The organism is Bacillus sp. RC251 (assembly GCF_044908765.1).
In the GTDB taxonomy this organism is placed as follows: Bacteria; Bacillota; Bacilli; order Bacillales; family Bacillaceae_G; genus Bacillus_A; species Bacillus_A wiedmannii.
On the sequence record NZ_JBIYDP010000001.1, the window covers coordinates 1,413,348 to 1,430,876 of the forward strand.

The 17,529-nt window shown below is 31.8% G+C and carries 18 protein-coding genes; 12 read left to right on the forward strand and 6 right to left on the reverse strand.

Annotated features, from left to right (window positions below):
• The first annotated feature begins 211 nt into the window (after positions 1–211).
• From ABH961_RS07190 to ABH961_RS07210, 5 genes are all read left to right on the forward strand, one after another.
• Positions 212–460 (forward strand): hypothetical protein, encoded by a 249-nt coding sequence (locus tag ABH961_RS07190; protein ID WP_404519119.1) that lies wholly within the window; start codon positions 212–214, stop codon positions 458–460.
• On the forward strand, positions 460–618 hold the full coding sequence (locus tag ABH961_RS07195; protein ID WP_404519121.1) for a hypothetical protein: 159 nt from the start codon (positions 460–462) through the stop codon (positions 616–618). Before ABH961_RS07190 ends, ABH961_RS07195 begins: the two co-directional genes overlap by 1 nt.
• 14 nt (positions 619–632) lie before the next feature.
• Positions 633–911 (forward strand): phage major capsid protein, encoded by a 279-nt coding sequence (locus ABH961_RS07200; RefSeq protein WP_404519319.1) that lies wholly within the window; start codon positions 633–635, stop codon positions 909–911.
• A gap of 228 nt (positions 912–1,139) precedes the next feature.
• A complete protein-coding gene (locus ABH961_RS07205) occupies positions 1,140–3,737 on the forward strand; it encodes a hypothetical protein (protein WP_404519123.1) in 2,598 nt (865 codons plus the stop codon).
• Between the two features lie 17 nt (positions 3,738–3,754).
• Positions 3,755–4,189: a hypothetical protein gene (locus ABH961_RS07210; RefSeq protein ID WP_076874686.1), complete on the forward strand. Its 435-nt coding sequence runs from the start codon at positions 3,755–3,757 to the stop codon at positions 4,187–4,189.
• A gap of 149 nt (positions 4,190–4,338) precedes the next feature.
• On the opposite strand, the gene ABH961_RS07215 is transcribed toward ABH961_RS07210, so the two are convergent.
• Together ABH961_RS07215 and ABH961_RS07220 are read right to left on the reverse strand one after the other, a co-directional pair.
• Positions 4,339–5,373, reverse strand: coding sequence for an HIRAN domain-containing protein (locus ABH961_RS07215; RefSeq protein WP_404519125.1), 1,035 nt, complete (start codon positions 5,371–5,373; stop codon positions 4,339–4,341).
• Between the two features lie 17 nt (positions 5,374–5,390).
• Complete coding sequence (locus ABH961_RS07220; protein WP_404519127.1) at positions 5,391–6,149, reverse strand: hypothetical protein; 759 nt, start codon at positions 6,147–6,149, stop codon at positions 5,391–5,393.
• A 141-nt stretch (positions 6,150–6,290) separates the two neighbouring features.
• On the opposite strand from ABH961_RS07220, the gene ABH961_RS07225 reads away from it, so the two are divergent.
• The gene (locus ABH961_RS07225) at positions 6,291–6,536 is read left to right on the forward strand and encodes a hypothetical protein (protein WP_404519128.1); all 246 of its coding nucleotides are present in this window, start codon (positions 6,291–6,293) and stop codon (positions 6,534–6,536) included.
• 497 nt (positions 6,537–7,033) lie between these two features.
• On the opposite strand, the gene ABH961_RS07230 is transcribed toward ABH961_RS07225, so the two are convergent.
• The 3 genes from ABH961_RS07230 to ABH961_RS07240 all read right to left on the reverse strand — a co-directional run bounded on the left by ABH961_RS07230 (position 7,034) and on the right by ABH961_RS07240 (position 10,032).
• Complete coding sequence (locus ABH961_RS07230) at positions 7,034–7,855, reverse strand: hypothetical protein (protein ID WP_404519129.1); 822 nt, start codon at positions 7,853–7,855, stop codon at positions 7,034–7,036.
• Positions 7,856–8,147: 292 nt separating this feature from the next.
• Positions 8,148–8,576, reverse strand: a complete 429-nt coding sequence (locus ABH961_RS07235) for an N-acetyltransferase (RefSeq protein ID WP_404519131.1) — start codon at positions 8,574–8,576, stop codon at positions 8,148–8,150.
• Between the two features lie 823 nt (positions 8,577–9,399).
• A complete protein-coding gene (locus ABH961_RS07240; protein ID WP_046955871.1) occupies positions 9,400–10,032 on the reverse strand; it encodes a cupin domain-containing protein in 633 nt (210 codons plus the stop codon).
• 224 nt (positions 10,033–10,256) lie between these two features.
• On the opposite strand from ABH961_RS07240, the gene ABH961_RS07245 reads away from it, so the two are divergent.
• The 3 genes from ABH961_RS07245 to ABH961_RS07255 all read left to right on the forward strand — a co-directional run bounded on the left by ABH961_RS07245 (position 10,257) and on the right by ABH961_RS07255 (position 14,112).
• Positions 10,257–11,789: an SMI1/KNR4 family protein gene (locus ABH961_RS07245; protein ID WP_098076995.1), complete on the forward strand. Its 1,533-nt coding sequence runs from the start codon at positions 10,257–10,259 to the stop codon at positions 11,787–11,789.
• Positions 11,790–11,954: 165 nt separating this feature from the next.
• The gene (locus ABH961_RS07250) at positions 11,955–13,265 is read left to right on the forward strand and encodes a phytoene desaturase family protein (RefSeq protein WP_404519133.1); all 1,311 of its coding nucleotides are present in this window, start codon (positions 11,955–11,957) and stop codon (positions 13,263–13,265) included.
• The gene (locus ABH961_RS07255) at positions 13,243–14,112 is read left to right on the forward strand and encodes a sigma-70 family RNA polymerase sigma factor (RefSeq protein ID WP_404519135.1); all 870 of its coding nucleotides are present in this window, start codon (positions 13,243–13,245) and stop codon (positions 14,110–14,112) included. The genes ABH961_RS07250 and ABH961_RS07255 overlap by 23 nt, the downstream gene beginning before the upstream one ends.
• Before the next feature lie 35 nt (positions 14,113–14,147).
• Here ABH961_RS07255 and ABH961_RS07260 read toward each other — a convergent pair whose 3' ends face one another.
• The gene (locus ABH961_RS07260) at positions 14,148–14,306 is read right to left on the reverse strand and encodes a hypothetical protein (RefSeq protein ID WP_001100983.1); all 159 of its coding nucleotides are present in this window, start codon (positions 14,304–14,306) and stop codon (positions 14,148–14,150) included.
• A gap of 302 nt (positions 14,307–14,608) precedes the next feature.
• Between ABH961_RS07260 and ABH961_RS07265 the strand changes: the two genes are divergently transcribed.
• From ABH961_RS07265 to ABH961_RS07275, 3 genes are all read left to right on the forward strand, one after another.
• Positions 14,609–15,202, forward strand: coding sequence for an O-methyltransferase (locus tag ABH961_RS07265; RefSeq protein ID WP_404519137.1), 594 nt, complete (start codon positions 14,609–14,611; stop codon positions 15,200–15,202).
• Positions 15,203–15,516: 314 nt separating this feature from the next.
• Positions 15,517–16,629 (forward strand): toxic anion resistance protein, encoded by a 1,113-nt coding sequence (locus ABH961_RS07270; protein ID WP_000137411.1) that lies wholly within the window; start codon positions 15,517–15,519, stop codon positions 16,627–16,629.
• Positions 16,630–16,653: 24 nt separating this feature from the next.
• Entirely contained in the window at positions 16,654–17,487 is an 834-nt protein-coding gene (locus tag ABH961_RS07275; RefSeq protein WP_000008384.1) for a DUF3974 domain-containing protein, read from the forward strand.
• Positions 17,488–17,529: the final 42 nt, after the last annotated feature.

Consider the following 17,529-nt stretch of genomic DNA (forward strand, 5'->3'; position numbering starts at 1 on the left):
TTAGGTGGAAAATAATAGAAAACAGAAAAGTGGCTTTTCAGTTTGTTCTGTATGCTATTTTTTGTAACTATCTAATGTGTTTATACCCAAATTGTGAATAACATTAAATAAAGAGAGTAAAGAGTGTTAGAAAGAAGTTGCTAATATATTAACTATATACAGTCAACATGATTCGTAATGTTCAAAAAAACTATGAAAGATGTTTGACAAAATGAAAAAACAGCTTTGTGACAATCAATTAATCAGGGAAGCGAACGCACTAGCTAAAGAAAGGGATAAATTGTTCATTGCTAAAATTAGCGAAAAAATGAATGTGAAGAATATAGTTACAAAAATGGTAGGACAATCACCTATTATGAAGGGCTTTAGTTCACTTGTTAACCTATATGGAACAGAAAAGGCAGCTGAAATGTACAAAGAGTTCTTTAATAGCCCTTATATGTACAGAGGTAACTTTTAATGGATATCCTAGAGCGTGTACGAGCAATTCTCAGAAAGGCGATGGAAAAGAGACAGGAAGCCATTGAAGTAGCAGAAACGAAAACGGAATTAGAGGAATGTATGCAGATGTCTAAACGGTTAAATTCTAATATAAATGGATCGAACCCTTTTCAATAAAGTAAAAAGTCACTATCCTTAAAAAGGACGGTGGAGTAAGTTATATGTTACTAGGATTCCCACTTGTTTGCACAGATGCAGTAAAAGGATTAGTAGATTCAGCAGTAGTATTTAACTTTGGTGATTTTTCGTCCTTCGTTATTCAGGAAAATTCAGATGGATTGGGAATTGAAGTTATGAGGGAAATGTATACTGATGTTAATGAAGTAGGATTGAAATTATACAACCTTCTTGATGGAAAGTTAATCTATTCAGAGGTAGAACCGACTGTGTATCGTTTGGAGGTTAAATAATTATTTAAAACTTTAATATATGGACCGTCTAAACAACGGTCTTTTATTTTTTATTATTATCGTTGTGTAAGTATGTTAAAACTAACTTTAGAGATATAAAGTTGAATAGGAACATCTGTTCTTGTATAATGGAATTAAAACTAAATCTTGTAAAATAAATGGAAAAGTCTTGATTAACCCTTTAAAAAAGCTGAAAATGAAAAGAAGAAAAAGAAGAAAAAAGGGTGAATGCTAGTGTCAATAAATGCAGATTTTGGAAATTTTGATAAAAACGATGTAAAGTTTTGGAGGTTTGTTGGGGTTTCAATCGATTTAATTAATGAATTGTCTCCATCTCAAATAGAGATTAGATTTAAAAGTATGCTTAATAATGTGACTCTTAATGAATTAGCAGAATTATCAATGCTTTTAAATGTCGACATAAAAGATGTTAATAAGAAAGAACAAGTGGAGTGCTTTAATGAAGTACCAATTGATTCTCAAAAAGAGATTATTATATTAAGAGAATTTTTGAATCGAAAGAAAAAAACGGTTATTAGATATTATAATTCTGTATCAGTAAATTCGGATTACGAAACGATCTTTAAACATTCTCAAGTATGTCAGTTATCTCAGTTGTTTAATATTGACCATGTTCATATTATTCAAATTTATACTTGGCATAATTGGGATAGTAAGGGGACGGGGATTCAATTCTCATTGAATAAAAAGGTAAGCTTTGAGAAGGCTTATAAAATTCCTACAGAGTATGCAAAGGATTTTGTTGAAGATATGTATGCTCATTCAAATCAGGAGAATAAATATAAGGTATTCTCCTTTGGAAAGCAGGAGAAAGAAAAACTTGTTGTAATGTTATACAGACAAATAAATGATGCATCAAGGCCAGATTTTGATGAACCCTTTAGAAATAAAGAGGTGGTTTCAATTATGTTTCAAATTGATGTCGCAGCAGGCCTTTTAGAAATTAGATCAAAATTTCAAAAAGAAAAAGAAGGAATTAAGAAATATATAGAAAAAACATTTGATACTTCACTAACTGAAATAAAGCCTGAGGTATTTAATAAGTATCAGCCAGAGGAAGTCATAAGTGCTGTTTTAGAGGGAACGCCACCTGAAAATAAAGAGGTATTGGATTTTGTTGTTAATAAAGTTGTTTTCAGAAGTAGTCCTTTGATTAACTCACCGGGTTTAACATTTGAGTTGAAAAACGGAGATGTTTTACCCTCAATTAAAGATGCATATACACGAGAGTGTATTGATTTGGAAAGTATTAAAGATATAGAAAGTATATCTTTTAAAACTTCTAAAGTAAGTAGAACTATTAGATCAACGGTATTAGAAGATGGAAACATTATATTTTCTTTAGATGATAGTGGAATTGAACCTGAAATTAAAAATGATATACAAGAAAAGTTTTTATCTAAATTTGGAATCCCGTTAAATAAATTGATATCAAATTCGAAATTTACGGTCGGAAAAGCTGATTTGACAGATTATTTGATGACTATTTCATTGAAAAAAGCTTTTACAGATATAGAGCAGGAAATTTTTGATAGATTGATACAGGATAAGATTATTTTTGAGGGATCCGAAATCATCATTTCTTGTGAAAATCCGAACTGTGATTATACAGAAAGTATTTCGAGTGAGTTAAAAGAATGCCCGAGTTGTGGAAATCCTAAATTAAGAAAAGATGGATATAGTTCAGTTAATATTTCAATAAAATCTGTACATGGCTTTGTTAAAGAACTAATTAAATCTTTTTGTAGCTCAACTGATTGGGAATTAAGTAAAGATACTGAGAAAACGTATTATAAAAATAAGTATAAGTTCATTAATTTAGACAATAACCAAACAAATGAATCATTACAGATTCTCATTCATCAAGGAGCTATTCACAATAGAGTTCTTGAAAAAATTAACCGCTCACTAACGCCTACTGTTATAGTATTTGTAGGGATTTTTGAGAAAAATATAGATAAATATAATAATAACTGCATATTCCCTATTAACTTCGGTAGAGTGTATAACATGGAAAAACCAGAAAAGTTCTTTGAGAAGATATATGAGTCGATAGAGCATCGAGCGAAATCTTATTTATCTAGTGTTGCGGCCAAATCATTAGAAATACTTGAAGGTTTACCAAAGCCAGAAGAAATTGGGAAAAGTTATTCCCCTTCTGACTTTGAGGATGATGTATTCAATATTCTTAAAGATATATTTCCAAATGCTGATAAGTGGGGAAGTAAAATGTCAGGAAAAGAGGTACCTGAGGGGATTTTTGCTTTAACGTACACAGTTACAGAAGGTGGAGAAGACAAACAGCATCAATATGTATTTTCTTATGACTGTAAATTGAATAAGAATACCAATGGGTATGATCTATCTAAAGGCGAGCAACGTAAAGCTCACGATTATGTTGAAATGTTAAATCAAATTAGGCATATTACAAAGTTCAGTAATAAAAAACAGTTGAGTGCCCATATATTTATTTCGAATAATTTTGATACTAATAATTATGAGACTATGGCTAACCATTTTTATAACAAGCTTCCTAGCGGTTATGATACAAGGCCTATTTTCTTGCCTATTGAAGTATTAACATACTTACATTCGGAATATCGGAAAAATCATCAAAAACTATATAATGCTAGAAACATTTTTATGGAGAATTTGCATAAAATATTGATAACAGATAAATTAGTGATTGAAAAGGATGATATAGAAGAGATTATGGAAGAAGCTCTGGATGAAAAACTTGCTGATTACTCAGAGATTGATACTGTTAAGGTTAGAAATAATGTAATAAAGAAATTAAAAAAATAAAAAAGAGGGGATGAATAATGAATTATGCAATAAAATCCTCCGCCATAGATGATTATGAAAAAATATTTATAAAAAATATTGAGCAAACAATTAAAAGAATGATAAATGTTAGTTTCTTTTTGAAACAAGATTACTGTGAATTAAGCATTGCTTTTTATGAAGATTTTTTAGTTACAATCAGAATTGAAGATGGATATATAACTGAGTTAAAAAAGAACAGTTATGAATGCTTTATTCCAGATTCATTTTTAGAAAATCTATCTAGTGTTGAAACTCTACCTCCAAGATTAAATCGATATAAGAATTTAGGATTTGTTCGATTTAGGAATGAAATTAAAGACTCGTTAAAGCACGGGAAAATAATAACAAATAATAATGATGTGTTATGGAAAGATTACAATATCATGTTGAAGATTGATCAAAATATAACCCTTGCAGATGTAGTTAATTAAAATATATAATATGAATAGACACTAGCAATAATTTGGCCGTACCCTATTAGAGGTACGGCTTTTTTGTTTTAGTTACTCATTATAAAAAACTATAAATTCTACATAATAAAAGCCACAACTCATGAGAGTGTGACTTAAATGTTTTTTTATTAAGCCTCAGCTTCGAAGCGTAAAGTGATTAAAACTCCTAATGTAAGTTCAGTAATTACAACTACATCTTTGTCTTTTTCATCATCATAATCAACCGATTTTGTTTTTCCACCTACAAAGTTAGCTGAAATACTTGTTATTGATTCCGAATCTAGCAATTTACCAATCTCAACATTTTGTTTTTTAGGTACATGGCCTATGTGAAATTCTTTGCCGTCTAAATTAACAATTACTTTAATTGCATTTTTATCAAATTCGTTATCAGGATCTTTTATAAATGAGATATAATCCCCAAATTCAACATCTTCAAATTCAGATGCTTCTCCCCATATCTCTAGTAATTCTTTATTAGTATATCCGCCGTATGATTCAATATCATATTCTTTAGCAATTGCACGAGCAATTCTTCTTAGAAGTGGTTGTATGTCTTTACCTTTGTCGTTATCGAAAGTAACCCCTGCAATGTTAAAAGTGAGAGTGTTATTAGTTTCTAATTTAATTGGTAAAGGGGAAGATACTGGACTTGGCTCTGATTTCGGTTCTAAAGTCTGTTGTTTGGGTAGGATTTCTTCAATTTCTGTTCTAGGCTCTTCCACATATGTATTTATTACTTCTACTACTTCTTCCTTGATATTTTCTATTTTAGGTTCATGATGAGTGTGGCTAGTCGTATCAGTATTGTCTATTTCGACTGTAGTCGTTTCCAAATCAGATATTCTTCTAACTTGTTTTTCTTTTGCTTTAAAAGCCTTTTTATATTGCTTAAAATCTTGTTTCTCAACTTTGAATTTCTCACCTGTTGCCGCATTTTTCACCATGCATGTTTTAGTGAAAAATTCTTTTCCAAAGTAAACAAATGGAGCTAGAATCAAAGAAAACCCGAGGGTTGGAATGAATAAAAGAAAAGCAAGAATGAATATCCATATATCTAAGGTGGAATTTACTCTTTTTAATATTAAACGTTTTCCAGTTGCAGCCTGGGCTTGTTCTAATTGTTGCATACGTTGCAATGATGCGACTGTATCATAACTCATGAAATGACCTCCTTGAATTATTTGTTCATTCTATTTAAAGCTTTATCCATTTGACGTTCATTTGCTTGTGTTGCGCTACTCGTTGCATTTTCAACGCCGCGGTAGTTGTATTTAGTGTTTTGCCAGAAGTCAAAAGCAAAATCTTTTAATGGCTTTTCTGGTGCATTTTTATCAACTATTTGTGATTTAAAAATATTCGTTAACATATATTCATGGTTAGATACATCTTTAATATAATTTTTATCTTTATATTCTTTAATGATGTCATCACCAAATTGTTTTACTTCAGCCTGTGATGGTTTGTAATCATGAGCATATCTGCTTATTTCATCAAATTTTTCAGTTGTGGTTCTACTACTCGAAGATACTTCTTTTACTTTTTCTTCCCACTGTATTGATTGTGCAGGCACTGGAGCAGTTTCTTGTACAGGCTTTGCTGTATCCTTTGTTATAGTGTCTTCTTTTTTAGGTTGTTCTTTCTTTTGCAATAATCCAAAGTCTAAAATAACATCTACTTTGCTATCGTTAAACAATATATAAACATAACCATCTTCTTCTACACCATCTAATGCAGGATATTTATATTCAACAAGTGATGGATTGAATTGATTAACGCTTTCTTCTCCTTTTCCGCCTACAATTTTCTCGACCTCTTTCATACTCATTCCGTTTTTAATCTGTTTAAATTCTTCTTTTGAAATTTTTCCATCCCCTGAACTGCATGCTGAAAGTACAGTTACTATAACAAGTAATAATGCCAAAAATAAATTTTTCAATGCTAAACCTCCTTGAAGTAATACCTAAATCATACCAATTTTACGTAATAACTGTAAATATTACGTTTTACAAATTTCTTTAAAAGGTATTAACATACCTCAAGGCGAACTTATCCATATTCCAATTAAAAGGGTGATTAGATGATAATTAGAGAGGGTATTGAAGTTACTAGAATCACCTTAGATGGTTATGAAATACCGATTCCAGAATGGTATTCTGAGTTTCTGCTTCGTGCTGGATACTGGCGAGTTAGTGAGAAAGTAGAAAAAATAAATCGTGAGGAAATTTTAGCGGATTATGATAGAAAAGTTGTTCTGAAAGATGGTAAATTACGAACCATACTAACTTACATAGGAAATAAAAAGAAAAAAGGTAAAAAATCATGAATGAAAGGGGGAATTGCTCTTATGGAATAGAACGTAAAGAAAGAACTGTGTTAGATAATCCATCAAGTTAGGAAACTGCATTGAAAATGGCAGAGTTTTTTATGAAAATATCAGTACCTCGTATATTGGCTGTTCGTAAAGCTGAAGAGGAAGTTAAAAAGAAAATAGGTGAATTGGATGGAGAAATGATTTCCATCCAAGTATGAGCATTATGTTTAGAGGTAAAGAGTATGGCATAACTCGAATTGATGATTTTGAAGGTGATAAACAAGATTTAGTTATCTATGCTTATGTAATTAAATAGGATGGAGGACTGTCCAAAGTTGGACTTACCTTTTTCAGTGGGGTATGCTCAAAGTTGAGCTGTCCCCGTTTTTGGCTAAGTGGGTTTGAACAACCGGGTTATTAGTAATAGAACAAGAAAAGTAATAAGAAAAAAAGGGCTATCTTCCTGGTGGGAAGTCGCCCCTTATTTAAAACACAACAATTGGCGTATTTTATCTAGAATCTACAGTTGTTTTTAATATTTCGAATTTCCCTTGTTTATCCACGGTAAACATGACATTATTATTACGACGATCATCCATTGTTTCCTCTGTTTCCTTAGGGCTGGAATAGATGGTCTTAACTGCTATGTTATAAATACCCTCTGTTAACACGTGGCTCTTTTCGAAATCATCCATAATATCTTGAGCATTTGGAATAGTTTCACTATTTTTGTAGGTATTGTAATAGTACCTAAAATTTATGACTCCTGTATAATTGGCATGATCTCTAGGTGTACTATCTTTTAACATTTTCATTATGTTGTCAGTGTTTATTTTTTGATCACGTTTGAAATTTTCAACTAATTCCTTTTCTTGTTGTTCATCTATATTTATATGTAAATAGTAATAGAAATTGTGTTTCCCTTTGTGATATTCGGTAGGAGATTCACTTAATAAGTTATACTTTTTTATCATCTTATCGGATTGTTTCAAAACATCACGATGCTGTTCAACATAAGCCCCTTTAAATATTTCTAGAAAAACATCATCGCTTTCATTTTTAACTACTTCATAATGAAATTCACTGTCTACAATAAAATAAACAACAGTGTGGTATGGTTTTTTTATTTCCACGTAAGTGTTATGAATAGAAACTCCAAGCGCACTATCAGCAGAAAGAATTTTAAAATCCCCATTCTTTATACCATAGTTTTCGGACAAATAATCTCCTATTGGTTTTTCAAATAGTTTTGTGTCTGTAGAGCAACCATTTAATAGAAATAGTGGTATGCTCAGTAATAAGATAAAAATAGTTATTTTTAGTTTCATCATTCTTACCCCTCCTAAAACTATATTTTACCATTTTTAAAAACAATAGGTTGCACTAGCGTAAAAAAAACAAGGAGTTTTCTATCCCTTATGAGAAGTTTCTCCTTGTTTAAATCACAACAATTGTTGTGTTAACATCAAATGGATGCGGGTATGTGTTTGACAGCGATTTAAATATTTAAAAGTATAGAGGAAATTGCTCTTATGGAAAGAAAAGAATAAGCTGTGGTGGATAATTCATCAAGTAAAAAGGTGAACGCATAAGGAAAATATTCGTTCACTTTTATTTTACCTTTTATAAATGTAGCTCATAATTTCCGTCCGTACTATCGGGCTTTCTAAATATTTCCTCGAATGGATCAATCTTTTTTGAGAAACCATTTTTTAATGCAAAGTGGTAACCTTCTTCAGTTATAACTTCTTGTAACACTAATCGTTCGAATCCTTTTTCTTTAGCGAATGTCTTAAACCATTCAATAACAATACTCCCCTTACCTTGATTACTTGGGGTAATACTTATAGCAGTGATCGCCAAGTATGGGTGAGTAGAAAACTCACTACGAAGGTTAATAGTGACCTTATGTTCTTCAGAAGAAATATTTAAAGAATATTTAGAAAGACCTTCAATGAACATTACTTCATCTTGCACCAATTCGTCTAATAACATTTTTAATTTTTGAAAGTCTTGTACATGAAGAGGGATCTTGTTGAATTTTTCTTTCAAAACAATTAACTCCTTTTATTTTTATCAGAATAAATATCATTATATCTGAAAATCCAAGGATTGCGTGGAGAAATTAGTATTTGCTCAAGGTCATTTAAAAAGTTTCCCTTTAGATGGATAAAGGGACAATGAAAAATTTTGAAGAAAAGAAGGGCTAATAATTATTAACTATAAACAAGATAAATGTACTATAGATCTACAGAGTTTTTTATTGTTTTTTTACACTTATCCATTTCTATACACACGCCAGCCTTTTATTTTTTGGGTCCCAAACTAGCCCCACTTAGCCCCAGTAGTATTCTTATTTATGCTCTATCTTGCAATATAAATGATAAATAAAAAAAGCCCAAAACCCTGAATTAACAAGGGTTCTAAGGCATTTAATACTACTCTTTGCAGAGTTCCGATTCTATTAAAAATAGAATTCATCCATTTCATAAATGGTATAAAAGGGAAGAAAGTTATTTATCGTGAGCGTTGAAATGTTATAGTTCAAATTAGTAATAAACTATTTGTTTTTATTACAGTTACATCCTTTTTTCTTTACATAGCCTTGTTCGGCTAAATCTCTTTGTGATTGGGAATTGGAAGATTGAGAATTCGAAGACTGAGAGGATGCTGATGAACTACTATTTTTATTATTAGAGTAGTTTTTTCGATAGTTATAATTACTCATAGTACTATCACCTCCAATTAAATATATAAATAGTATATGTATGTACTCTATTAATTGTTACGAAAAAAATAGGAATGGTAGATATACAATAAAAAATCTCCTACGTATTTTCCGAGGAGATCAATAATTGTCTATTAATGAAATAAATTAATATCCCCAGTAAAGAGGGAAATAGTATGAATCTTGGTAATATAAATTTTGTTGTTGGTTAGGAGGCTGAGTTGTTGGGGTTATCGTGCCGCGGTTCTGATTACAGTTTGCTGGAGGACCAATTACTGTAGTGGATTGAATAGGGGATATCGCTTGTTTCCATTGTTGTTCATCGAGACAGTAAGTATGAGCCATCATATTAGCGGGAGTTAATCTTAAAATATCAGAACCAAAAATAACTTCTGGGGTTGGGGCATTGAAAATAGCTAATAAGTGAGTACCATCTGCTGTAGCAATTTCATAATGCCACCACGCTTGTGGAATGTTGGCAACTTGCCCTGGTTTTATCGGTAAGTTTAATATTTGGTTTGTAAAAGGATTAAGTAAGGAAACAACAGCAGATCCTGAAATACAGTAAACAAGTTCAGCTGCATTTTGATGAATATGTGGCTCTACAACATTTCCTGTACTTAAATAGATATCTAATAAAGAAGTATTTTCTAAAGTATTTAATTGTTTTATGCCAAGTACGTTTATATAATTTTGGGCATCTTTCTTAAAAAAATTACTTTTATTTAAATCATGAGTGAAATTGGTTGAGGGGGAAGTATAGTCGATATTAGAAGTCATTTGTATTACCCGCCTTTCTTATATTTTCATGCAATTTGAATTTAGGATATGAGTCTAGTTATTGAAATGTGAAAGCGTTGCTGCTCTTCGTTTGTAAAGTGATAAAAATGTTCATTTGAATGCACTATAATTACAAGAGTTTCATTGCGAAAAAAGGTGCTATTAATTACAATTAATGTAAAATGTAGCGCTTTTTAATTTGGAGTACAAGGGGAGTGCAGAAAATGAACCATACTATTTTAAAAGAGTTGGAAGTTGAATTGAAAAATTACTTTCAACCGTTTTTGAATGCACCTGCAACAATAGAAGAAATTCAATATGCCGAAAGTGAAATGGGAATTGTGTTTCCAGATGAATTACGTAATCTTTATCTTGCACATAACGGTGAGGATAAATCAGGACCAGGGTTGTTTTTTGGTTTGCCATTTCTCTCGTTAGATGAAGTTTTGGATGAGTGGAGAATATGGAAAAGAATTGAAGAGGATGATTTTTTTAATTTTGATGCATTTTCAATACCAACAGAATATATTAAGGAAAGATATGTGAATCACAATTGGATACCTATTAGTAAAGATTATGGCGGTAACAATTTAGGAATAGATGTTGATCCAGATGAAAAGGGGAAAGTGGGACAAGTTATTAATTTTGGACGAGATGAAGAAGTGAAATATGTAATTGCAAATAGAATTTCGGATTTGTTACTATTTATTTTACAAACGCTAAAAAATAAAAATTTCACCATTCATCAAGAGGAAGATTATTTATATTGGAGTTATGGTGCTAATGATAATATACATTTTTTAGACGCTTTATTTAATATTGAATTACCTGTTTTACAGCCCCAATTTATATTTCAATCTGAAAATAACGTTAATGATTGGTACGATAGTTTAGATGAGAATTGGAGATATATAGTGGGTGCATTTGAACGAGCAGACAGGTTTATTAGAGAGAAGAGATTATATTTAGGTGGAAAAGGGTTAGTAGATATTAGTCCATTACAAATGTGTACAGAAGTGAGAGAACTAATTTTATCCGGAAATGAAATTCAAGATTTAGCAGGATTAGAACGAATGAATTCTTTAAAGAAGTTATATTTAGTTAATAATCCGGTTCAAGATTTAACGCCAATCATACATCTAAAACACTTACAAGAAATGAATATAAAGAATACGAAGATAAATAATTTATCGGAACTTGTAGAAATGTCATCATTAAAAAAATTAAATATTACACATACTAGTATTCAAGATTTTTCGTTGCTACCGCAGTTTCAAAAATTAGAATCGCTTTCTGTACATATTTCAAATCATGAGCAGCTCTATGCGATTTCGAAAGTAGATAATTTAAAGCATTTATATATTTTAGGTTTAGAGAATGTTAGTGAATTGGATTTGCTTGTTTTGCAAAATTTAAATAAGTTAATCACAATTGAATTTGAAAATAGCATCATTGCTAATTTAAATTGTTTTCAACACAATGCGTCAATTCAAAATATAAAATTGACAGATACAAAGGTAAAGGATGGAGCGGCATTAGGTAAAATGAATGGGCTAAAGGAATTAGAATTAGATGGCGCAACAATTGATAACCTTGAAACGATTTGTTGTTCGCATTCATTAGAAATATTTACAGGAACGTTTGAACAATTTTTTATGTTAAAAGACTCGTTTGATAGAAATATAGATTTTTCAAAAATAATTGGAGGAATGAGTGAAGAAGAAAGTGAAATTTGGCACCAGCATGTAATTGAATAGAAAATAACATTATTATGTAAATAAGTTTGTTTGTAGAAGGTGTAACTGTTTGACAGTTGATACTGCAATAAAGTGGTTAGGTGAAATAAATTATGTGTAACTGAATGTCACATCCCCCCTTAATCGTTCGTCTTGTATGTAAAACGGATAAGGAGGGATTTTATTATGAAAAATTTTGATGTAGCAATTGTTGGTGGTGGGCTTGCTGGATTAACAGCATCTATATATTTAGCGAAAGCTGGAAGGAAAGTTATTGTATTAGAAAAGTCCAGTCACTTCGGCGGTCGAGGGATGACTATAAATAAAAACGGCATTTGTATGAATCTTGGTGCACATGCTTTATATAGAGGTGGAGAAGCGTTTATAACTTTTAATGAGCTAGGAGTAAATCTTCCAGGTGGAATCCCATCTACAAAAGCAAATGGAATATGGAAAGGGGATATTTATACCATTCCAACAGATTTTCGCTCTATTTTATCAACACCGTTACTTTCATGGTCTGCAAAAGTACAGTTCGCTCGTCTTATGATTCATTTAGGAAACTTAGATGTAGGAAAAGTTCCGAAAATAAGCCTAACTACATGGGCAGAAAATGAAATTAAAGATCCAATGGTTCGAAATATATTTTATGCATTATGCCGAACAACAACATATACGTATGCTCCTACAATACAATTAGCATCTTCCGTACTAAAGCAAATACAGCTTTCTATGAAAGAAGGAGTACTTTATGTAGATGGTGGTTGGGAGACGATAATAACAAATTTAAGAGGAATAGCGAATACTAGTGGTGTACAATTTCTGGCTAAAAAGCATGTTTTAAAAATAGAGCATTGTGAAGGAAAACAAAGAATATATTGTTTTGACGATGAAGTATTTGAAGCAGGGGCAGTTATTGTAACAACTCCACCGAAAGAGGCATGTAAAATTATAAAAGGTACAGAAGGAACAAGTTTGCAAAAATGGAGTGAACAATCTATACAAGTGACCGTGGCAGCGTTAGATATTGGTTTAAAACAATTACCGAATCCTTTACATCATTTTGCATTGGGATTAGATCAACCTATATTTTTCACGAATCAATCGAGAGCAGCTAAATTAAGTGAAGATGGATCAATTGTAGTGAGTCTAATTAAATACCATAACCCTGTACTAGAACTGAATCATATTCAAGAAGAGAAAGAACAGTTAGAAAATATGATGGAATTGTTACAGCCGAATTGGAAAAGAGAAGTTGTTGAACAGCAATATTTACCGAAAATATCGGTAGTACATGATTTTCCTCATATTGACCGTGTTGAAAACCCTGGCCCTAATATACCTGAAATGCCAGGTGTTTATGTCGCAGGAGATTGGGTTGGGCATGATGAAATATTAGCTGATGCTGCGGTAGCAAGCGGAAAACGTGCAGCGTTACACATTTTAAAGCAATCCGAAAGTGAGGCAGTTCATCATGGAAGCGGAGCAATTATATGAAACGTATCAATCATTATTATTTTCGTTAGCATATAGAATCCTTGGGAGTGTTATGGATGCTGAAGATATCGTCCATGACGTATTTATATCACTTAATAATATGGAGGACGTTCAAACTATAGAAAATATGAGAGCATATTTATGTAAAATGGTAACAAATCGCTCAATTGACAAATTACGTTCGGCAGCACATAAACGGAACGTATATGTCGGAATGTGGTTGCCAGAGCCATTTGTGGAAGAGGTTGATGATCCATCAGAGTCATTTGTAATGAAAGAATCAATTTCTACGGCATATTTATTACTTTTACAACAATTGTCTGAGGTAGAGAGAGTTGTGTTCATATTAAGAGAGGTTTTCAGTTATGAATACGAAGAAATCGCTTCAATTGTAGATAAGAGTAGTGCGAACTGCCGAAAAATCTTTCAACGTGCACGAAAAAGTATTTTGGATAAGCCGAAGCAGTCAACATTAAGTACGAAGAAGATGGCTGTCTATGTGGAAAAGTTTGTATCATCATTACAATGTGGGGATGCGCAAGGCATGTTAGAAGTATTAAAAACAGATGCGATATTGAAAGCAGATGGTGGTGGCAAAGTTACAACTGCAATTCATCCAATTTATTCTGCAGATAGAATTATACGTTTATTCTTTGGAATTGGGAAGAAGTTACCGGAAGAGTACAATGTTGATTATAAGATGGTAAATGGTGCCCCAGGTGTTATTGTTAAAGTAAATAATAAAGTGACTTATGTACTTTCATTTACATTTGAAAATGAGAAAATCTCAAACATTTATATGATGGTTAATCCTGAAAAACTTATGCACTTAAATGTAACTGTATAAAAAAAGACGCATTTCTTTAGAAGTGCGTCTTTTTTTTATTTCTCTAACATTTCAAGAGGTACATCTTTTTCGCCTGCTACCTCAAATTTAATTTCCCCATCTTCTTCATAAATACGTGAAATAATCGGTATAGTAATCATTAATTTTTTATGCTGTTTGCGCTTTCGAGCAGCATCTAAGCTAATCACGTTCATTGTAAGCATCCTTTCTTCTAGAAATATATAAACAAAAGAAAATGCGTCCGGAAAGGGCGCTTAATTGAATTTGAAATACCGATTCATTTAATTGGGGTTTATATGATTTAACAACTGCAATTGAATTAAAAATAGTATGAATGGAATAATTGCACGTAGAAATTAACTTTACCAAAAAACGAAACAATATGCTATAAAAAAATTCAAATCTTTGTCATATAACGAGAAAAAGGATTTCGTTTCGCATATAATGAAAGTAGACGGGCAGCAAGAGCTTTTTCATCATATTGCTTGGAAAGGCGATGAAAAGAATGGATACGTTAGATTCATTATTATTTCAACTTGAACAATATGGAGAAGAGCATGATCGAAACAAAAAAACACGGGAAGAAAAATTACGGAATATTTCACGTGAGATGGGGCGATTTTTATCAATTTTAGTAAAAGGATGTAGAGCAAAAAGCATTTTAGAAATTGGAACTTCTAATGGTTATTCTACATTGTGGTTAGCTAGCGCGGTAGAAGAAACAAATGGAAATGTAACAACTGTAGAGCTTTCTTCAGAACGAGTTGGAGAGGCACTAGTCAATTTTGAAAAGGCAAACCTTTTACAAAGGATTGATGTTCATAATCAAGAAGCAGGGGCATTTTTAGATGTGCAACTAGATCATTCATTTGATTTTATTTTCCTAGATTCAGAGCGGACGCAATATATGTGGTGGCTTGAGCATATAAAACGCATTTTACAACCAAAGGGTTTTCTTGTTGTTGATAACGCAACCTCTCATGCAAGTGAGTTAGCCGAGTTTAGAAAAATGATTGAAGAGGATGAAATGTTTGAAACGGTGTTATTAGCATTTCAAAATGGAGCATTTGTAGCGCTTAAGAAGAGTTAAGATTGAGCGTAATATAATTATCACATTGAAAAAGGTTGTATGTCAAAAGATTGAGTACAGTAGGATGGGAAGGACGTAATTTATATACGTAACATACGAAGAATCCGCCTTCAGCATGTTGTTCTCTAGGTCTTAAGTCTGAGGAAAATAATGTTGAGAACAGGTATACTTATACTAAGAAACAGGGAATGACTGCATAAACAGGCATTTCTAAAAAAATCGATTTCAAGCAGTTAGAATGTATATGAAATACGATATAATAGATGGAATATAGTGCATATAAATTCGCACATATAAATAAAGGAGCGATTTTGTTGACTGAACTCGAGAAAAAAGAACCTGTATCCATTGTGAAAGATAATAATGTAGAAGTAGTAGTAGATACAGTTATAAAAGATCAAGAATTAGAGGAACTGAATAAAGAAGCTGATCTTTATGTACAAAAATTAAATAGCGAGCAAAATACGGATTTATCAAAAGTATTGTCACAGCTAGGAGATTTAGGGGATAAAGAGCAACAAGCAGCAGGACAAACGTTATCAGCATTAAAACGTCCTGTAACAGCGATGATGAATGGAAAGAATGAAGAAATTCCAAATACATTGTTAGAATTACGCAAAGTGGTATCAGAGCTTGATCCGAATTCATTAAAAGCAAGTGGTATGAAGAAAATTATGTTTAAAGTATTCAAGAAAAATCCACTTGAAACATACGTGCATAAATATCAATCTATAGATAAACAAATTGAAGAGATTATAAGATCCCTTCTAATTGGTCGTGACAACTTACAAGAAGATACAGTTGGTCTTGAAATGCTTAAAGAACAATCGCATGATAAAATTCACGCTCTTGATAAACAAGTATACTTAGGCAGAAAACTCGCTGGTATGCTGGAAGCTGAGAAACAAAATCCAGAACGCCAAAGAGATATTCCATTAATTAACGATGCATTAGAAAAAATTCTAGTACGTACACGAAATATGCAGCAAGCGAAAAGTGTACTATTACAATCTATCGCATCTGTAGACATTATTAAGAAAAATAATGAAAAGTTAACAGAGGCAATTCGTAATGCAATTACGATGACGCAAAACGTTGTAACAGTTTCAGCTGCTATCCAGCTAGCGTTAACAAATCAGCGTAAAACAATTGATGCAGTGAATGCGACAAATGAAGCAATTGAATCAATGGTATTAAGTAACTCACAAGCATTAAAACAAAATACAGAAGAGACAACAAAACTTCTTGAAAATCCTGCTATTAGCATGGATAAATTACGTGAATCATTCCAAAATGTATTTGCTGCGATTGAAGCTTCTGAGAAATCATCAGAACGTATTATCGAGTCAAGTAAGAAGTTTGTAGTTGAATTAGACACATTTAATGATGAAATGAAACAAAAACTCATTCAGCGTCCAAGGAAATAACAGACTTTTAGAGGAGGTGAAAAAATGAGTTTCATTCAAACAGTATTAGTACTATTGGGTACATTGCTTTTAATCGCATTTACTGTCGTTGTTTTAGTTGTATATTTCGGACGTAAACTGTATTTTTCATGGACGAAACCATATAAAAGAGCACATGATTCTTTAGATAAGTTATCGAATAAATCATTACCGTTTCTACAAGAATTTACACAACATCCACTCTTTTATCGCTGGATTCGTACGGAAGGAAAGAAAGAACAATATACATTAAACACTCTTTTCTGTGCATCGGGTCAACGTACGAGAGAGCAAGTATTCTCAATGTTACCGAAAGAAAAACAGAAAAAAGTACATGTAATGGCAAAAACAACGAAAAAACTTACAAATGAAGATATTGATGTAGCGGCGATGAAAGTAAAAGATTTTTTAAGACAAGAAACGCAGCAAACAGTAAAACCATCAGACCTTTCATTTTATAAATTGTATTTTTATGATCGATATCCAGATGCATTAAATACAATTCAAACGTATAAACGATCAATCAACCCTTCATTACAAAGAACGGTTGATGAAATTACAATTTCAGTATTAAATGCCTTGCCGTATTATCAGGAGCAACGTATGTTTGAACAACAACATAAACTTGAAACGTTCTTAATGAAAGATTTAACAGCGATGCTATCGTTAGTCGTACAATTACCACCTTCACAACGACCAGAAAAAGAAGAAGAATTAAAAATCTACTTGCAAAATTTCCAAAAAGAAATGGAAGTTGTCGAGCGAGATATTCGTGACTCGATTGATCACGATTTGAATGTGAAGATGAGAGCAGCGACTGAGAAGTTTAAAAATAAATAAAAAAAGCGCCTTAAAGCTATAGTTCTTAGCTTTTAAGGCGTT